A 17,361-nucleotide genomic window follows, 5' to 3' on the forward strand; every position below is an offset into this window, starting at 1 on the left:
AGGATATCAGCGTCTATCTGATGGAGCGCTACAATCGGCAACGGCCGCATCAGTACAACGGCGGCATATCGCCCGTCCGAGCAGAAGAAACACTCAATTCAATGTCCGGAATTAGTTGACCATTACACAAAGCACGCTTACCCGGCTTTGAGTGAAGCCCCCCGAGCTGGCGATAAAGATGCGGTCCACATTTTCAAGAAGAAGGCCAGTCAATACACGGTTGAGGCCTTTGGCGATACGCCCGCGAACTACCTCGCTGACAGGCCTCTTTTCTTTAAGTGCATTGATGATTTCTAAGTATTCGCCAGCAAAGCGGAACGCGGTCATCGACCAATGCGGATAGCCGGCCTCCCCATCCGGAAGAGTGAAGAAGAGCCTGCGCCGCTGGTTTTCGAGCATCGACAGAAACTCGGCCGACCCTCCTTCTAAGCGGGCGCCCTCATACCCTTCCAAATAGGCGTCTTGGGCTGTACTGAACGCGATCGTGGCCCCGTAGATAGGATCCCTTGCGATCAGACGAGCGAAGTCAGCTTGCAATCGCGAGTCATCCTTGCCATAAACTAGCAGTCCGTCAGCTGCATTGGTCGACTCATCTCCCACGCCAAAGCTGGACATCGCCTTGAAAATGGGGCGGTCAGAAGCCCTTCGCTTGGGCAGATTGGCCCCGAAGGCGTTGACATAGACGCTGGCTTTACCGAGATCGCTGCTCTCCTGGATCTTTGCGACATCGGCACAGGTCATCAGGTTCTCCTTGGCATGCTTGGCATCGGAGCAGCCGAGGATCATGTTCGAGCAAAGCGCGAGCAAGTCGCGCATAGGGAGGTGTAGCCCATTGAGCCGCGCGATTTCAACCAAATCTCCCAAGCGGCGAGAGAGCTGGCCGCCATCCGACTCGCCCAAGAGTCTGCGGCGGTTTTCGTCGATGGGGCAGACTTTTCCGTCTGCCTTGAGTGCGCAGCGTTTGCAGCTCTCCCACTCCGGATGCCCTGCTACTGCCTCAACCACCTCCTCTAGTGTCTTGCGGCTGGTGGAGCGGCTGAGATCGAACACTGCTAGACGAGCAGGCGCCGGGCCGGCCTGTAAGAAGCGTTCTTGAAGCGGCTTACGAAGTGGGTGGGTGCGATCTTGGCGCCTGCCCAAATCGCGGAGACGATCAAGAATCTGGCCATGGTTCGCGGCAAGGATCACGATCTCGGAATTTTCACCTTCTAGAACAGACCTTTCGAGCCGCTGCAACGGGATATCGCTTTCCTCGCCATTGAACTCGGAAAGATCTTTAATGAAGACAGCCAAACGCCCATCGGCCAGATGCAGCTCTTTCACATTGCCCTTGGCTGCCCAATCCCTGGGGGCCCCGCCGATGCGTTCCCATAAAGCACGACAGTGGTACGTTTTACCATCCCCCGCAGTTCCGGCGATCAAGATAGACCCCAGGGCCTTAGATTCGATGTGCCGTACCATGTCCTCTAGCTGCGGCGCGGATAAGCTAATCGGCTTAACTCTTGCTCGCCCAAGCGCGCTCGAAACATACTCGTCGAACATCGTCAGGTTGTTCGATGTCGGACCGTAGCTACGCAAAAACCGAACCCAAGCGCTAGCTGGTGGAACCCCATCGCTTTCATCTTCTTGCGGTGTAGTGGTCATATCGCTTCCTAGTGAAAATCATTTTCTACGCCAGCCTTCGGGCTTCTCTTTGTCAGAGTTTCGTAGTCACGCCATCCCAGGCAGTCTCGGCGATCAGCGTATCCCGCTTTGCTTGTGGGTTCTCTGTCGAGTGAAGTAAACAGTTGAGGCAATTGCCCGACAGAAACTGATTGCGGATGGTGCTGTCATCGCTGAGAAAGCTGCGAAGATTGTTGAGCGTGGGCTGGCGTCATCCATATGCGGCGCTCCATGAGGCAGGCAGGGCAATTGAAGTCGTGAGACGAAGGCATGGCCGGTATTATACCGGGTCAGGCCACGAAACGGGGCGTCAGCACCTGATGCGGACGGTTGCGCCAGAGGTTGAAGTCGTCGAGTCAGCAGTCCAGTCAAAGAGCAGTCAGAGTGATGGCTTCGTCGATGGTGTCTGGTAAAGTTTTGAAACGTCGGCTTTAGGTCGCTTGAGCCAAAGGCAGAGGTTTTCGCGCTCTCAATCGACGATCTTGACGCTATTGCGATGGTAATTCAGGAAAACGAAGCACGCAGGGTGGGACTCCGCGGCCGTGATGCTTATTTCAACCAGGGCAGCAAAGCGGACTAGGGGGTTATATCAGCTTGGGATAGAGGAGACTTTTTCGATATGGCGTCGGGGCGCATCATGTGTGCAGGCTTCAGAAAGAGATCGGAAGTTCCTGGGTAAGTGGCTTCTTAATCATTGTGATGGTACCTCCGCAGATTAGGCGCAAGCCCGGGATACTATCGTGTGGAGAATAAAGCGCTGAATTTAATTTGCTAGCTTATTACAGGTGTGCGGAAGGCGCGCGGGCATATCGAAAAAGAAATATGATAGTGATTAAGGTATGTAGGTTTATGGTTTTTAGAGTTGATTAGCTTGTTGGGCGGTTTTGGGTCGGTGGGGTTAAAATTTAACAAAAAAATATAGTCATCCTCTCCACGACACGATGGTCGCGGAGAGGGTGGAGATCATCATGCAAGTAAAGGTTGTCTATCGTGTTTCACTCCGCAGCATAGGCACAGGTGGTCGTTGCCTAAAAATGAAGGCGATGTTCGTCTTGAATAGAATCGTTGGTGTACTTTTCGATATGCCGATATTGGATAATCCTCGGTGAATGTGTTGTAGATACGGTTCAATGGATTCTTGCCGTATATCAGAGGGTGGTTTTTTGCTTCGATAGATGCGCGCTGAATTTGTTAAGTAAAGCTGTTCAGCACTCCTGCGGTGCGTATCAGGGGCTCTGCTATTTCTCAGGTCAATACTTCGAGTGAGTTTTAGAGGAAGTATCGTGTGATCATGCACAGATACCTTTTTAGGTGCATTGGAGGTTTTGTTTCAGGACTACACTTGGATTCCGATTCGGCGGAGCAACCAGTTGAATAGAGCGAGGGTCAAAACCAGGATCAGCAGCACAGGCCAGAACCGTACGGCAATTACCAATAGCGCGATGACGATGGTGCAACCGGCTAGCATGCAGATGAATACGAAGAGAATGCCTAAAAAGCGGATCAGGTTCATTCGGGGGGTCTCCTTTAGATCCAATCCAACTGATCAAGGGATATATAGCGTTCACTGCCAATAAAAATATGGTCCAGCGTGCGGATGCCAATTAGGTCAAGTGCGGTTTTTAGTATTTTAGTAATTAAGCGATCTTCGGAGCTGGGGGTAGGGTCGCCCGATGGATGGTAATGAACCAGTACGACAGCGGAGCTATTATGCCTGAGCGCCATCCTTACCACTTCGCGAGGGTAAATACGGTCACTATCCGGAGTAGTTAGGAACACCTCCTCAATAGAGATTACGCGGCGTCCTTTATCGAGCATCACTAGTGCAAATACCTCATGCTCATAATCCTGTAAAAGCATTTGGAGATGTTCGGCTAATCGTGATGGATCAGTTAACGGTTTTCCTTTGAACATCTGTCGGGCTGCTAGCTGCAAGGCTAAGCGCAGGATTTCAGCTTCGGTAACAGGTGAGTGAGCGATGTAGCTTTCAGCGTTTTCGCCAGCTTTGATTTTCTGAAATTTCATTTGCATGCACTCCTTCGAATAGCAAGGCGCAAGCGACTTGCTGTTAAATGATTAATTGAGGATGTACAGCGGGGCGCTGTGCCTAGCCTGGGATTCCAGTTTTTGGCTAGAGTGGAGCGTGTAGCGGAATATTCCGGTTGATCTTCGGGCAGGATTGTTTTGGGGTAAAACTCCTCAACGACGCCGCCACATTGTTCGGTGTCTTTCTCGAAAGCGCCGTTATCTGATTCCTGCGGCGCAGCCGCATCCAGTGCAGCCTGATCGAAACCGGCGGCTTGGAGGTTCTCCTCCAGTTTGTGGGCAGTCTGCAGGGTCACCTCCATCGCCATGCCGCTGCGAACGGTGATATCGAGGTAGAAGATCGGCGTGCCATGGCTCTGCCGGGTGGATTTACCGCGCAGGCGTAGTTCCAAGGGCAGGCACGCCAGCCGGCCGCTGGAGATGGCCCGGAAATACTGCAGCCGTGCGGCCAGAGTGCGGAGGCTGTTGAAGCCGGTGGTGCGGAACACGTAGGTGCCCAGCGGGTCAGTTACTCCAGCTAATTAAAACCTAGCATCAACGCTGACCCCCACTCACACAAGCGATGGCGCGTGGCAACAAATGTGGGAGCTTGCCCGCGAAGCGTCGCCCGGACGGCGATCGGTTTGTGCATCACCAGGCTTCCCAAGCGCACCTGCGCGAAAACACCACCCTCCAAAGCACCATAAAAATCGTCCATCTCCTTGGACAGAGCGTCTACGGGAAACCAGTTGGCCGCAGCGATACAGCGCTGCCATCATCTTGCGGCAACTGCTTGGGCTTGCCCTCGATCGGCTTCTCAATCTGCAAGGAGTGTGATGGATATTGGAATCGACAGCGCAGGCATTGTGCACATGAGATTGCCGTCAACGCATGCGCTGTCAGCGGTAAGGCTCAGTATCGCGCTAGCCGTGGCCATCCTCTCGTCCCGCAACGATGCGCAGGCACAGGTCAGCACTGACATAGAGCGAGCACCCACCCTCACCGTAGAGCGCTACACGGAGGACTGGTCATATCTCTCCGACCCCGCGCTGCGAACCGGGCGCTGGACCGAGCCCTTCAAGTATATCCCGCTCAACCAAGCCCGCTCGGTCTACTTGACCACGGGGCTCGAAGCGCGGTCACGCTACGAGAGTTTCAGAAACGCCAACTGGGGTTCGGAACCCGACGACGACTACCTCTGGCATCGGCTCATGCCTTATGCGGACATCCACATTGGCGAGTGGCGCCTTTTCGCTCAATCGATCTTCTCAACGATGACCGGCACCGATCGCCCCAAGACGCCGGTCGATACGACGGGCGCGGACATGCTTCAAGCCTTCGCCGAAATCGAAACCAAGGTGGTGGGCCAGACAGCGCTGCGTGTATCGGTCGGTCGCAAGCTGATGGCGTTCGGCACCGGTAGGCTTATCGACAATCGCTACGGTCCAGGCGTACCCCAAGCATTCGACGGGGTAGAGGCAACGCTTTTGGCGTCAACCAGACAGTTGACGACGTTCGTCGCTCGCCCAGTCGACACGGCGCCGGGAAACTTCAATGACGATCCATCGCAACAGCAACGGGTATGGGGCGCCTATGCGACCCAGTGGCTGCAGCCAGGCCAAGCGACGGGCATTGACTTGTATTACGTGGGCCTGCGAGACCGTGAGGCGTTTTACGACCAGGGCACCGGCAAGCAACGGGTGCATACCTTCGGTGGGCGCTTCTTCGGTGATGAAGGCGCGTGGTACTGGAACATGGAGGGCTCGATCCAGCGCGGAACATTTGCAGGCGACCGCGTGCAAGCGTGGGGCGGTGGGGCAGAGGTGGCTTATCGCTTCCTGCACACGCCGCTTCAGCCTGAACTCGGGTTCGCTGCGGACCTCATTTCGGGAGACGATGACCGGGACGACTCCACCTTCGGGACCTTCAATCCGCTGTTTCCAAGGGGTAAGTACTTTGGCGCGTTGACCCCCATCGGCCCGCGCAATCTGAAACTGCTGCGTCCGTCGCTGACGGTGCACCCCAGCGTGGACGTCGCAGTCTCGCTCACCGGCACCGCCTACTGGCGGGAGAGCACCGATGACGGGATATATGCCATGTCAGGCGCACCGATACGCAGCGGGAAGGACAGCGATGCCCGCTACATCGGCCACCAACTCGAACTGGCAGCGGCCTGGCAGGCGACGCAAGAGCTGAACCTGTCCGCGTCGGTGAGTACTTTCGAAGCAGGTGCCTTTATCAAGGACACCGGGCCTGCGAGGACCCTGCACATGGTCAGCAGTACCGTGAACTTTCGCTATTGATCGCATGCCTGAACCGCAACGCCGCGCTGACGTTGGCATCGTCAGCGCGGCGTTGCGGTTCAGGCATGAAAGGACGCGAGGTGCTCGGGCGTTGCACTAGCCGAAGCTGCGAAAGCGCTCTGTGTCCTTCATGAAAGCCTTTTCGGGAAGCGGCCCTTGATTGGAGCCGAAGGGCATCTGGGCACGCAGAGACCAACTGTGCGGGAGTGCCCATTGCGCCCTCACCGCCTCGTCGATTAGCGGGTTGTAGTGCTGCAGGCTGGCGCCAAGATCGGCTTCGGCCAGCGCCGTCCAAACCGCGAATTGCGCCATGCCCGACGACTGCTCGGACCACGTCGGGAAGTTCTCGGCGTATTGCGGCCATTGGCGCTGCATCGACTGAATTACCGTCTTGTCCTCAAAGAACAGGACGGTGCCGATACCCGCTGCGAACGACGTATCGATCTTGTCGAAGGACAACTGTACCGATTCGCGGTCGACGATGGCCGCCAGCGCGGATTTGACGATCGCCCAAAGGCGTTCATGCTCGCCCGCGAAGAGGACTACCACCCGCGCGCTCTGGCAGTTGAATGGCGATGGCGCCTGCCTGACCGCATCGCGGACGATCTGCTCGATCTGTGCTTGCCCATAAGCGTGTTGCCGCCCCAGCGCGTATTGCGACCGGCGTTTTGCGAAGGTGTCTATGATCATGGCTTTGCATCCTGAGGTGAATGGCGTGTTCGCTGCCGTATTACCGTGCTAAGCGTGGGAACAATTTCTCGGCATTCGTCCGCGAGATGCCCCTTCGCAGTTGCGCGGGCATGTCGAAATCGTCCGCTTGCTGAACGAAGTGCAGCGCCTGGTTGGTGTTTGCGAAGGGCCAATCGCTACCGAACAGGATTTTTTCCGGGTCAGCGAACGCCGTCAGGCTCGGCAGTGCCCAGCGCGAGCTCGACAACGCCGTGTCGAAGTAGAAACGTTGTAGGCGGGCGACACCACTTTCGAATGTCCCGTCGGGGGAGCAAGCGATGGCGAAGCGTTCGGCCGCGTAAGGCAAGAAGCCGCCACCGTGCGCCAGGATCATCTTGATGTCGGGATAGCGCTCCATGCAGCCGTTCCGGGCAAGATTGATCACGGCGCGCGCGGTATCGAGCAGGTAATCCGCGGCGAAATCGGGAATGCCAGGAACCCCTCGCCCGGGAAGCCCCGCGGGGTGCTCGAATACCACGGCCGAGCGCCGGTTCAGTTCGTGCATCAAAGGCTCCCACTCCGGGTCGCCGAGGTAAGTACCGCGAGCATTCGCCAGCAGTACCACGCCGTCCGCGTGCAGATGGTCGAACGCATATTCCAACTCGGCAAGGGCACCATCGAGGTCAGGTAGTGTGAGGACCGCGAAGAACCCGAACTGCTTCGGCTGACGAGCGACGACCTCGGCGCTGAATTCGTTTACGGCACGCGCCATGCGCCGAGCCTCGGCGGCGCTGCCCAGATGCACGCCAGGCGTAGACAGCGACAGGACCGAGGTCGCGACGTCTGCCTTGTCCATTAGCTCCAGGGCTGTTTCAACCGACCATTGCGGCATGGGCGTGCCGCCCGCCGAGTCGATACCGTGCTCGGCCAGCCATTGCCGATACTGCGGCGGCACAATGTGGTGATGAACGTCTATTCGGGCTTGATTCGACATAGCCTTTTCCAATCCTTTTCTGTTCGCGCGTTGGCGGGTCGGTTCCTCAGCCCTTCATCAGGCCGGGGCTGAAGGTGATCGTCTTGATCTCGGTGAAGTCGTCGATCGCAGTTGGGCCGTTGAGGCGGCCGAGGCCGGAATGCTTGGTGCCGCCTTCCTCGATGTCTTCGCTGAGTGCCGCCCATTCATTGATCCAGACCAGGCCAGCCTGAATTTCCGGCGCGATGCGCAGCGCCTTGGCGATATCCCGTGTCCACAGGCTGGAGCCGAGGCCATAAAGGCTGTCGTTGGCCATGGCGATCGCTTCGTGTTCAGTCTTGAAGCGCTGCAAGGTAAGGACGGGGCCGAAGGTTTCCTCCTGAACCACCTGCATGTTTGAGTCGCGAACTTCAAGCAACGTGGGCATGTAGAAAGCGCCTTTGGCCAACGGGCCTTGCGTCACAGGCCCACCCCGGACGATGACCTCGGCGCCTTCGGCGATGGCCCGCTCCACCACCTGATCGACGCGCTGCACGTTCTCGCGATCAATCATTGGCCCCATCTCGCTGGAGGTGTCCGAGGCGGGCCCTGCTTTGACGGCACGCAGGCGTTGCGCCAGCCGCTCGCGCAGCGCGTCAGCGATACCTTCCTGCACGATCACCCGCTGGCCAGTGACGCAGAACTGCCCAGCGAAACGTGTCAGTGCGGTCTCCAGCATGGGCACCACGAGGTCCAGGTCAGCATCGTCGAACACGATCGACGGCGTTTTGCCGCCCAGCTCCAAGCCGACACGCTTCACCTCGGCTGCCGCACTCTTGGCAATGGCCTTACCGGTCGAGGTGCTACCGGTGAAACTGATGACTGGCACGTCAGGAGAGGCCACCAGATACTTGGCAGCATCGCCCACCTCATCGGTCATCACGTTGATGACGCCTCGCGGTAGCTCAGGTACATCGGCGAAGATCCGCGCCATCATTGCGTTGATCTGAGCGCTCTTGCCGGGCATCTTCACGATCACCGCGCAGCCCGCCGCCAGCGCAGGCGCGAGCGAACGGACCATCAGCACCACCGGTGAATTCCACGGCGCGATAACACAAGCGATGCCCAGCGGCTGGCGCATCATCAGGGCGATGCGCCCGGGTTTCGGCTCCACGAGACGCCCGGATTCGGTACGGGCGATGCCGGCGAAGTAGCGTAGCGACGGCGCGCACAGATCGACCTCGAAGGTGGCGTCCGGCTGAATCTTGCCGTTCTCGGTATAGAGCGTGCGGATGAGTTCATCGCGGTTGCGCTCGAAGGCGTCGGCGAGTTTGTCGAGCACCCGGGCGCGCAACTTGCGGTCATGCACCCACGCGGTTTCCCGCATCGCGCGCTTCGCGGCTGCGATGGCGGCTTCTGCGATGTCCACGCCAGCATCGGCATAGGTCCCGATGACTTCATAGGTCGCCGGGTTGATCGATTCGCGAACCCTGTCCGAATCTACCCATTGGCCATCGATCCAGTTCAACGCGTGTGCGAGATCGTGTTCGGTGTTGGTACTCATGCTTCACTCCTGTGCGACTTGAAAATGAACACTCAGCCGAGATCGTGCTCGGCTGAGCATTCGATGGGTAATCAGGCGTTGAGGTGGGCGGCGATACGTTCGGCGAGCATTATCGTCGTCAGGTTGGTCGGCACCGAAGGCAACTCCGGCAAGATCGAGGCGTCGACCACGCGCAGGCCCTCAATGCCGCGCACTTCTCCCCATGCGTCAACTACAGCCGCAGGGTCGTTATCGGCGCCCATCGGAACGGTCGAGGTGGGGTGTGCGTAGGTCGAGACGTTGGCGTGGATGTGTTCGCGCAACTGCTCGTCGGTCACGCCTGGGCCCGGAAATAGCTCGCTGTCGACCACGTTGGCGAACGGCGGGCTGGCGGCGATGGCGCGCGTCAGACGCACCACTTCGGTCATCCGTTCCAGATCAGAGGGGGCGTCGAGAAAGTTGTAGCGAATGCGCGGTGCAACCTCGGGATCACGGGATACGAGCTGCAAGCTGCCGATGGAATGCGGCAAGACCAGCGCAGAGGCCAAGACGATCGCAGCTCCGGTAGGGCTATTAGCGGGGTCGAAGAAGTGCGTGGCGGATATCTGCAGGTCGAGTTCGTCAGCCTCTGCGTTTTTCGAACGGGTCCATACCAGTGCGCCGGCGGCTGGAAGCATGGCGCTGAGGGTCGGTTTGAGGGCGTACACGTTGTAGTAGATGGGATGGTCTAGCAGTTTCACACCCACTGGAAGATCGGCCACCACTGGGATGTCGAGGCTTTGCAGATGCTCAGCCGGGCCGATCCCGGAGCGCATCAGAATTGCCGGGCTGCCGAATGTGCCAGCGCAAAGGATCACCTGTGCGCCTGACAGCACCTCGCCTGTTGCGAGCACCACACCTGTAGCGCGTTTGTTTTCCAGGATCACGCGGTCAACGTGCGCATCGGCGAGAATCGTCAAGTTGGGGCGCGACCTGGCCGCTGCGGTGAGATAGGCCATGCCAGTGTTCACCCGCACGCCATCTACAACATTGAGTGGGTAGGGCCCCACGCCGTCGGTGCGCGCTGCGTTGAAGTCCTCCACAGTGGCGAGGCCAACGGCCTGAGCGCTTTCGATGAAGGCGCGTGTTGAGGGCGAAAGCTCCTCCATTGTGCGTTGGCGAATGGGCAGCGGGCCGCTGCGGCCGTGCCATTGCGTATCGCCAGTGGGGCAATTCTCCAACGCCTTGAACACCGGCAGTACGTCATCCCACGACCACCCTTCGATCCCTCGTGCAGACCAGCGGGTAAAATCCGAAGGTCGAGCGCGTATCGCCACCGTGCCGTTCACCGCCGAGCTACCGCCGACCACCTTGCCACGCGGGGTCGGAATGTCATGGCCGAGGTTGGCCTTGTCATCGCTGGTGTACTGCCAATCGAATGTTGCTGGTGCAACGCTTGCAGCACTGGTCAAGGCAGGGGGGTAGTTGTCGGTCGAAAAATCGGGGCCCGCTTCTAGCAGTAAAACGTGGCGCGAAGCGTCTTCGCTAAGGCGAGCGGCAAGCGCTGCACCTGCCGAACCACCGCCCACGATGATGACCGCAGGCTTTTGACGCGTGGTGTAGGTATTTTCGATGACCTGTCCGATTGCCGTCTTAGCCGTCATGAATATCCTCCTATTTATCGATCCATGTTGAGTTCACTCACGAGAACGCCTTGCTGAGCGCTCAAGTACGTAATTCGTAATCGGCAGAAAGGGTGACAGGCGAATACTCGATCAACCAGGCATAAGGCCGTGGACAGATAGTCCACACCAATGAACAATCGCTTGAAGAGCGCGCCGGTCTTTCGCAATGCCAAGCACAGCGTGGCTTGGCGAGAAATGGCGAGGCTGTAATTGGGTTCACGACGAAAGATTTATTTAGATAAGTTAGAACCAGCCGAATGTCTCGACTGAACTAATTGGAGCGCGCGTGTTTAAATGCAACTGGCAAAGCGCCCGTCAAGTTGCAATAGGGTTACATAATAAAGTCGGCAAGAATTTTCACTGGCCCGAGGCAGACGATGGCGAGTTATCCATGCTGAATTTGAACGATATTTTTCTTTTTACTCAGATCGTTGAACGGGGTGGCTTCACGGCGGCCAGCCAAGTACTCGGTATTCCAAAGTCAACGCTGAGCATTCGCGTCATCAAGCTGGAAAACAGCCTGGGCGTGCGGTTGCTCAACCGCTCGACCCGTCATATCGCCATGACCGCCGCTGGCCGCGACTTCTACCATCATGCCCTCGCCATGCTGCGTGAAGCCGAAATGGCAGAGACCGTCGCACGGCAGCACCTTGCAGAACCGAGCGGCCTGGTGCGGTGTACCGTGGGCATTGCCACGATGCAATTCGCGATGTCGGAAATCATCGCCCAGTTCTTGCTGAAATATCCAAAGGTCGACGTGTTCTCCCATGCGACCGACAGGGCAGTGGACATCGTGGGGGAGAACTTCGATGTCGCCGTCCGCGCCCACTCCGACCCGCTGCCGGACTCGAACCTGGTGCAGCGCAAACTCGTCACCATCGAATGGCACCTGTTTGCCGGAAGCGCCTACCTGGCCGCTCATGGAGAACCCACTACGCCGAGGGAACTGCCTGCGCATTCAGTAATACTCATGAATCGCTCGGGTGCACCGATGGAGTGGCATCTGCGGCATGTGGACAAGACGATGGACGAAGTCGTTATCCCACTCGCACCGAGGCTGGTGAGCGAAGATGTATCAGGGCTGCAAAAAGCCGCGATCATGGGGCTGGGCGTCATCGCACTGCCGAGCTACATCTGCAGGGAAGCGGTACAGGCGGGCACGCTTCGTCGAATCCTTCCTGACTGGACCGCAGGGGTGGGGCATCTGACGACACTTATCCCCTGCCGACAGGGCGTGCTGCCATCGGTGCGTGCTTTTCTCGATCATCTTGCAGAAGAAGTCCCGAAGTTGGCGCTGCCGCTGCCCATTGTTCCCTGCAGGGGCCCGCTTGCCTCATGAACGTATTAGTGACCGGCAGCGCTCTCTGATAGGGCGTTACTGCTCTGGAAAATAGCACGCCAAATCGACCGCACCTGAGTGGGGTCGATTGGCAGGAAGCCTTGATCGCCAGCGCGTCAGGCAGAGAAGGGGTCTTTGTCGAGCGCTTTCTTGGTCGCGTCCATATAGGACTGCATCCAGGCGAGCCAGGTAGTGGAGGCGAAGTCATGCAATGGCTGAACGGATTGCGCATCTCGCGCACGGAACTGATAGAACCATTTGACGAACGTGCGCGGCCCTACTGGGCGGAACAGGAATTGAGCCACGGCAAGGTCACACAGTTCTTTCAACTCCCATGAGAACTCGGTGAGTTGATAGTCGAACAGGTAAGGCCGCTGAAAGAAGTTGATCTGCTCCCGAGCATGGTTGTTTGCGAAGTGCACGGTACGGTAGGCATCGGGTTGCCCCCACGGGCCTTGGTGAATTTCGTACCCGGTCACGGCGGGCTCGCCTTTGAGAAACCGCGTGATGACATCCTCGGCGACAGTGAAGTCGAAAACACGCTCTACGGAGTTCTCGATGATACCGCTGACTGCACAGACCACGTTGCGATTGACTCCTGCATCGACGAGTAACTGGCTCATGCACTAATCCTCTTTTTAATACGGACCATGGATAGGGAAGGTGGCGTCTGTCCGGCTGCTAGGTTGTGCTACCAAGCGGTCGACGTCTTTCATCATCGGCACGCTGATTTCAAATTCGAAAAGGCCGCTTAACCATGCAAACTGCAGAGCAACCGATACTCGGGAATCGCAAAATCACCAGGGAATGGGCCGGTGTTTCGGTAACCGTTTCGTCGGAGCGAATCGTCGACCCGGTGGAGTGGGTCAGTGAGCACGCCGAGAATCTGGTGATCGTCAACCTTGGCGGCGTGACATCAAGAATGGAGGCGCGGCTTGGGCGAGGCAGCCTCTATACGGGGGCGCCCACGCTCGGGGAACTGTCGGTTGTTCCGGCCGGGGAGCGCTTCGCAGGGGTTTATCAGGCGAACCGTGTTCGCTTTGCAGATGTGCTGTTCCGGCCTGGCGGCTTCTCTGATGAACAGGGCTTGGCGTCTAACCAACACATAACGCCTTTCCGAGCGAGTTTGGGTGTTGTCGACCCGTTTTTGTTCGGCTGCGTGGTCGAGTTGGCGAAGTTGATGGAAGCGGACGATGGGCAGAGCGATCTGTTCGGCGAGAGCATCGCCCACGCGCTCAAGCTTCATATGCTGCGCCTTCATGCAGCGAACCGTCAGGTTTCAAGGCCAGAAAATGGCGCAGGAAAAGTGGAAGTCGCCAAGGTGCAGCGCTTCGTCGAGGAACACCTCGACGAGCCGTTGACCTTGACCAGGCTCGCGGGCGCGGCGGATGTTCCGGTCCATCATCTGATAGCCGGGTTCCGCCAGGTGCTGGGAACCTCGCCAGCACGCTATGTACTGTGCCAGCGAATGCGGCGCGCGCGTTGGTTGCTTGCCCATTCGGCAATGGCGCTGGCGGATGTTGCGTACAGTTGTGGGCTATCGAGCCAGAGCCATCTTACGACTACATTTCGCAAGGAGACGGGGCTCACTCCAGCGGCATTTCGGGCGCAGTTTCGGGGTTTGGGCGCTTAGGCAAAGACGCCAGGGCTACGTCCAATTCGAGATCGAGGTTCGCACCCAAAGCCCCCCGCAATCGCCTGGCTCAGTTGTTGAGCGATGATCGGGCTCAGGCCTTGGCCCGTGCCGCCGGTGCTGCGATTACGCGAGCTTCGACGCGGTCGAGCCTCGGCGCCAGTTGCTCTTCGGCAACGCCCGGCCCCGTCGAGAATGCTAAATTGACAAGCCGCTACCGTGCTCGACGGCCAGTCGGATTTTCACGCTGCCGGAGAGTTTCACGCCGTTCTTCACGAGATTCACCAGCATACGGCACAACACATGAGGTCGGGGCGCTGCTGACCATCATCCAATTGCAGCCCCGCTTGGAGATGCTTCAGCGGACCAGGCACTTCTGTCAGCGTCAGCAAGTAATCACCGCCGACGGCGTTGACGATGTCCAAAATGTACCTATGTCTGCAATGGGCTGGCTATCTGAAAAAAGTTGAATTCCAATTTTGGCCGATGGTTGGCGTTCGCGAACGCCGCTATGGGTCGTGAGGAGCCTGTTGTGACCTGCTACTACGGGGCAGTTATTGTTGATCAGCGTATCGGTACGACTTTTCTGTCCCTATTCTCCTGGATAACTGACACCGACAGATTGCCAGTCGCAGCTTCCTGAATGTGCTCACTCCACCAGGCCATCATCGGACGTCTCCGCTCGATGTAGTCCGCACGGTTGTACGCGCTACGTACCGCATCTTTATCGACGTGGGCAAGCGCAACCTCGATCAATTCGGGATCCCAACCATGCTCGTTGAGGATGGTACTGGCCATGGAGCGCATACCATGGCTGACCAGACGCCCCTCAAAACCCATTCGCTTTAGTGCCATGTTAGCGGTCTGGCTGTTGCAGTGGGTGCGAGGGTTCCGGTCTGCGGGGAATACGTATTCACGATGTCCGCTGTATGGCTTGATTGCTTCCAGTAGCGCGAGAGCCTGTTCAGTGAGCGGGATAATGTGGGTGCGACGCTTCTTCATACGTTCAGGCGGGATCGTCCAAATTTTCTTCTCGATATCTATGTCCTCCCAGCGAGCGGTTGCGGCTTCTGCTGGGCGGGTCATGGTGTGCAGCTGCCACTCGATCAAGCAGCGGGTCGTTCTTTTTATGCTGGCGTTGGCAATTGCCACCATGAGCTCTTTCAGCTCATCGGGGGGCAGTGCCGCCATATTTTTCTTTTTCGGTTTTTTGAAGACGGAACGGATGCCGCTTAGAGGGTTCGCGTGAATCAGTCCAGAGTTGACCCCGTAAGTCATGATCTCGTTGAGTCGCTGCGTCAGCCGTTTAACCGTCTCAAGGCTGCCCTTGGCTTCGAGCGGCCGGAGCATGTTGATGATCTGAGGGGCATTGATAACTGAGATCGGAGTGGTGCCCAAATCAGGGAAGATATGGGCTATTTGCATTCTAGGGTTGGAATTTCCTCGCTCTGACCCTGGATTCGAGATCAGGTCAAATGTAGCCTCTGGTTGGATTTCTCTGTTTTTCGCTGCCTCACCAGAATCTAACATTGGTTGGATTCTCTGATGCAACTCTCTCGCGTTAATCCAGCTCACCACTCTCTGCCTGTTTCAACAACGTCGGAATGTGCGGCCCATATTCCACCTTGCCGTGACCTGCTCGAATACCACTCCCGACCTTTCGGGCTTCTTTGGAGTACAGCGTCTTTGCTCGAATGATGGGGTAGCTGTAACCCCGACCTAATCGGTTGGACATCTTGATCAAACCGTTGAGCCCTTCGGTGTAACCATTAGTGATCGGGAATGGTGCATCCCAGTAGGCAAAGATGTCGTCGTAATGGTTGTGAACCGTTTTGGCCAGCTTCTTGAATGCCACTAGCCCTTGGTCTGGCAAGCTGTTCTCCCAGGCTTCAAAGGCGTTCTGAGCGCTCTGCTTGTCGGGTTCATCGTAGATGCAGAAGAAGGCTTCCTTGAAATCATAGGCTACGGCAAGCTCTGGGATCGCCTGCTTCACGACCTCCAGCGCCTTTTGTTCTGCGGGCGTCAGGTTACCGGGCCGCTTCAGGGTGAGCCAGCGAATGGACTTTTTGACGTAAATCCGGTCTTCTTTGCTTAGCTGAGCCTGATAGTTCTTGCGCTCAACTTCCAGCGCTTCGGAGGCCATTTTAACGACATGGAATTTGTCGATAACCAGCTTGGCGTTGGGCAGGTATTGAGCAAAAGAACGTTTGAAGGGCCGCCACATATCCGTACAGACCCATTCCACCTTGTCAGCGTCCGGTAAATCCTTGAAGAAGGGCTTCAGGTGCTCTTGAGTACGATGCTCCAACATATCAAAGACGTTGTTGGTTGCCAGGTTGGTAATTACACAGCGATACCCGCCTGCCAGGTTCACTTCGTCGATGCCCATGATGACCGGGGTTTCATAGCGAACGGTCTGGGAGAGTTCCTCAATGAGGTCATGAGCGATGTTCTTGACGGTGTTCACCGCCACGCCGGTTTGCTCGGCTAAAGCATGGAAGGTGGTTCCAAGGCACTGTTGCCGAATGACATCGACCAGCCGTTTGGTGGCTCGGCGTTTGTCATCCAGAAAACCCAACTCCGGCATGGACATTTTGCCGCACAACTCACAGCGAAAGCGCGGGCGCTGAACTTCAAGACGGACGGGCTCCATGTACAACGGCGTGTCCATGAACTTGTTTTTGCGCGTTCCGTGTTTGTGCATGGGGGTATTGCAGTCCCCACATAGCGGTACATCGACCGTTTCCGGCTCGGCAACTATCACAAGGCCCTTGCTCTCATGGCGCATATCCACCGGTTTTATGCCAGGGAGATTCAGCAGGTCAAGCATCGGCTTAATCCATATCCAGGTCGATGTCTTGGCCTTCGCGCAGCAGGTCATACACCACGTCAACCAGTGCGGCCATGCCCTGACGATCAGACTTGAGCACCTGGGTGGCCAGCTTCTGGTGACTGGACAAAGCACGTACTACCGCTTGCTGAACAGCGCCGGGCAAGTTGCCTTTCATGGCCTGTTCGCGGGTGTTGCTTTCCACCTGAGCCATCACCACATCGCTTTCACCGGCGATTGAAAAGATCTGATTCACGAAGGCCACCTGATCCTGAATCGGCGTTGCCTCACCAAACAGGCTGTTGAGCCGCTCAATAATCTCTTTGACGAATTTCGGCTTGTCGCCTGCCACACCACCACCGCCTGCACCTACCGGTTGCAGTACCGGGGTTTCGCCTTCGTCCTCCGCGTTATCTGAACGAGCATTGATGTCAAAACCGGTGAGCACCAGGCCGGTCAAGTCCACGGTTTCAGGTGCTTCGTGCAATAGACGCTTTTGCAAGAGCTTGGCGAAGGCGGCGAAGTTCTCCAGCTCCGGGTCGCCAAAATCAATCAGTTGGGCGATATAGGAGTAGGTACGACAAAAACGCCCCAAATCCGACTTGAAGCCAATCTGTAGTGGTTCAATGAAACCGGACACCAGCGTAGGTGGTATTCTTCCCACCTTGAGCGAGGTGTCATATGGCAAGAAGACAACGACGATCCTTCAGCCCTGAGTTCAAACAGGAAGCAGCACAGCTG

Annotated in this window: 14 protein-coding genes and 1 pseudogene; 3 read left to right on the top strand and 12 right to left on the bottom strand. The window is 57.3% G+C overall.

Features of this window, described 5'->3' with window-relative positions; genetic code table 11:
* Positions 1-111: 111 nt before the first annotated feature.
* The 4 genes and pseudogenes from F0A16_RS21195 to F0A16_RS21205 form a co-directional block, all read right to left on the bottom strand.
* Complete coding sequence (locus F0A16_RS21195) at positions 112-1,644, bottom strand: DEAD/DEAH box helicase family protein (protein ID WP_223119854.1); 1,533 nt, start codon at positions 1,642-1,644, stop codon at positions 112-114.
* A gap of 1,354 nt (positions 1,645-2,998) precedes the next feature.
* Positions 2,999-3,175: a hypothetical protein gene (locus F0A16_RS21845; RefSeq protein WP_187776107.1), complete on the bottom strand. Its 177-nt coding sequence runs from the start codon at positions 3,173-3,175 to the stop codon at positions 2,999-3,001.
* 14 nt (positions 3,176-3,189) lie between these two features.
* The gene (locus F0A16_RS21200; RefSeq protein ID WP_149438007.1) at positions 3,190-3,687 is read right to left on the bottom strand and encodes a JAB domain-containing protein; all 498 of its coding nucleotides are present in this window, start codon (positions 3,685-3,687) and stop codon (positions 3,190-3,192) included.
* Positions 3,684-4,217: pseudogene (locus F0A16_RS21205) on the bottom strand (recombination directionality factor); the annotation flags it as partial. The pseudogene F0A16_RS21205 and the gene F0A16_RS21200, both read right to left, overlap by 4 nt.
* Before the next feature lie 306 nt (positions 4,218-4,523).
* Here F0A16_RS21205 and F0A16_RS21210 point away from each other — a divergent pair.
* A complete protein-coding gene (locus F0A16_RS21210; RefSeq protein ID WP_149438009.1) occupies positions 4,524-5,990 on the top strand; it encodes an alginate export family protein in 1,467 nt (488 codons plus the stop codon).
* A gap of 96 nt (positions 5,991-6,086) precedes the next feature.
* Here the strand turns inward: F0A16_RS21210 and F0A16_RS21215 are convergent, their stop codons facing one another.
* The 4 genes from F0A16_RS21215 to F0A16_RS21230 all read right to left on the bottom strand — a co-directional run bounded on the left by F0A16_RS21215 (position 6,087) and on the right by F0A16_RS21230 (position 10,797).
* A complete protein-coding gene (locus F0A16_RS21215; RefSeq protein WP_149438011.1) occupies positions 6,087-6,680 on the bottom strand; it encodes a nitroreductase family protein in 594 nt (197 codons plus the stop codon).
* Positions 6,681-6,720: 40 nt separating this feature from the next.
* A complete protein-coding gene (locus F0A16_RS21220; RefSeq protein ID WP_149438013.1) occupies positions 6,721-7,653 on the bottom strand; it encodes an amidohydrolase family protein in 933 nt (310 codons plus the stop codon).
* A 46-nt stretch (positions 7,654-7,699) separates the two neighbouring features.
* On the bottom strand, positions 7,700-9,175 hold the full coding sequence (locus F0A16_RS21225) for an aldehyde dehydrogenase family protein (protein WP_149438015.1): 1,476 nt from the start codon (positions 9,173-9,175) through the stop codon (positions 7,700-7,702).
* Between the two features lie 71 nt (positions 9,176-9,246).
* Positions 9,247-10,797 (bottom strand): GMC family oxidoreductase, encoded by a 1,551-nt coding sequence (locus tag F0A16_RS21230; RefSeq protein ID WP_149438017.1) that lies wholly within the window; start codon positions 10,795-10,797, stop codon positions 9,247-9,249.
* A 412-nt stretch (positions 10,798-11,209) separates the two neighbouring features.
* On the opposite strand from F0A16_RS21230, the gene F0A16_RS21235 reads away from it, so the two are divergent.
* Positions 11,210-12,157: a LysR substrate-binding domain-containing protein gene (locus tag F0A16_RS21235; protein WP_149438019.1), complete on the top strand. Its 948-nt coding sequence runs from the start codon at positions 11,210-11,212 to the stop codon at positions 12,155-12,157.
* A gap of 116 nt (positions 12,158-12,273) precedes the next feature.
* Here F0A16_RS21235 and F0A16_RS21240 read toward each other — a convergent pair whose 3' ends face one another.
* Entirely contained in the window at positions 12,274-12,780 is a 507-nt protein-coding gene (locus F0A16_RS21240; RefSeq protein WP_149438021.1) for an SRPBCC family protein, read from the bottom strand.
* A gap of 134 nt (positions 12,781-12,914) precedes the next feature.
* Between F0A16_RS21240 and F0A16_RS21245 the strand changes: the two genes are divergently transcribed.
* Complete coding sequence (locus F0A16_RS21245; RefSeq protein ID WP_149438024.1) at positions 12,915-13,790, top strand: helix-turn-helix domain-containing protein; 876 nt, start codon at positions 12,915-12,917, stop codon at positions 13,788-13,790.
* Between the two features lie 564 nt (positions 13,791-14,354).
* Here F0A16_RS21245 and F0A16_RS21250 read toward each other — a convergent pair.
* The 3 genes from F0A16_RS21250 to F0A16_RS21260 are packed head-to-tail and all read right to left on the bottom strand — an operon-like array spanning position 14,355 to position 17,308.
* On the bottom strand, positions 14,355-15,320 hold the full coding sequence (locus tag F0A16_RS21250) for a tyrosine-type recombinase/integrase (RefSeq protein ID WP_223119855.1): 966 nt from the start codon (positions 15,318-15,320) through the stop codon (positions 14,355-14,357).
* Positions 15,321-15,351: 31 nt separating this feature from the next.
* Positions 15,352-16,620: an ISL3 family transposase gene (locus F0A16_RS21255; RefSeq protein ID WP_149438026.1), complete on the bottom strand. Its 1,269-nt coding sequence runs from the start codon at positions 16,618-16,620 to the stop codon at positions 15,352-15,354.
* A gap of 4 nt (positions 16,621-16,624) precedes the next feature.
* The gene (locus F0A16_RS21260) at positions 16,625-17,308 is read right to left on the bottom strand and encodes a hypothetical protein (RefSeq protein ID WP_223119856.1); all 684 of its coding nucleotides are present in this window, start codon (positions 17,306-17,308) and stop codon (positions 16,625-16,627) included.
* Positions 17,309-17,361 lie beyond the last annotated feature (53 nt).

Origin of the sequence: Salinicola corii, assembly GCF_008298015.1 — a bacterium.
GTDB lineage: Bacteria > Pseudomonadota > Gammaproteobacteria > Pseudomonadales > Halomonadaceae > Salinicola > Salinicola corii.

Bases quoted from the DNA above. Each gene is read 5' to 3' on its own strand.
- F0A16_RS21195 (WP_223119854.1), bottom strand. From the start codon at position 1,644: ATGACCACTACACCGCAAGAAGATGAAAGCGATGGGGTTCCACCAGCT.
- F0A16_RS21845 (WP_187776107.1), bottom strand. From the start codon at position 3,175: ATGAACCTGATCCGCTTTTTAGGCATTCTCTTCGTATTCATCTGCATG.
- F0A16_RS21200 (WP_149438007.1), bottom strand. From the start codon at position 3,687: ATGAAATTTCAGAAAATCAAAGCTGGCGAAAACGCTGAAAGCTACATC.
- F0A16_RS21210 (WP_149438009.1), top strand. From the start codon at position 4,524: ATGGATATTGGAATCGACAGCGCAGGCATTGTGCACATGAGATTGCCG.
- F0A16_RS21215 (WP_149438011.1), bottom strand. From the start codon at position 6,680: ATGATCATAGACACCTTCGCAAAACGCCGGTCGCAATACGCGCTGGGG.
- F0A16_RS21220 (WP_149438013.1), bottom strand. From the start codon at position 7,653: ATGTCGAATCAAGCCCGAATAGACGTTCATCACCACATTGTGCCGCCG.
- F0A16_RS21225 (WP_149438015.1), bottom strand. From the start codon at position 9,175: ATGAGTACCAACACCGAACACGATCTCGCACACGCGTTGAACTGGATC.
- F0A16_RS21230 (WP_149438017.1), bottom strand. From the start codon at position 10,797: ATGACGGCTAAGACGGCAATCGGACAGGTCATCGAAAATACCTACACC.
- F0A16_RS21235 (WP_149438019.1), top strand. From the start codon at position 11,210: ATGCTGAATTTGAACGATATTTTTCTTTTTACTCAGATCGTTGAACGG.
- F0A16_RS21240 (WP_149438021.1), bottom strand. From the start codon at position 12,780: ATGAGCCAGTTACTCGTCGATGCAGGAGTCAATCGCAACGTGGTCTGT.
- F0A16_RS21245 (WP_149438024.1), top strand. From the start codon at position 12,915: ATGCAAACTGCAGAGCAACCGATACTCGGGAATCGCAAAATCACCAGG.
- F0A16_RS21250 (WP_223119855.1), bottom strand. From the start codon at position 15,320: ATGTTAGATTCTGGTGAGGCAGCGAAAAACAGAGAAATCCAACCAGAG.
- F0A16_RS21255 (WP_149438026.1), bottom strand. From the start codon at position 16,620: ATGCTTGACCTGCTGAATCTCCCTGGCATAAAACCGGTGGATATGCGC.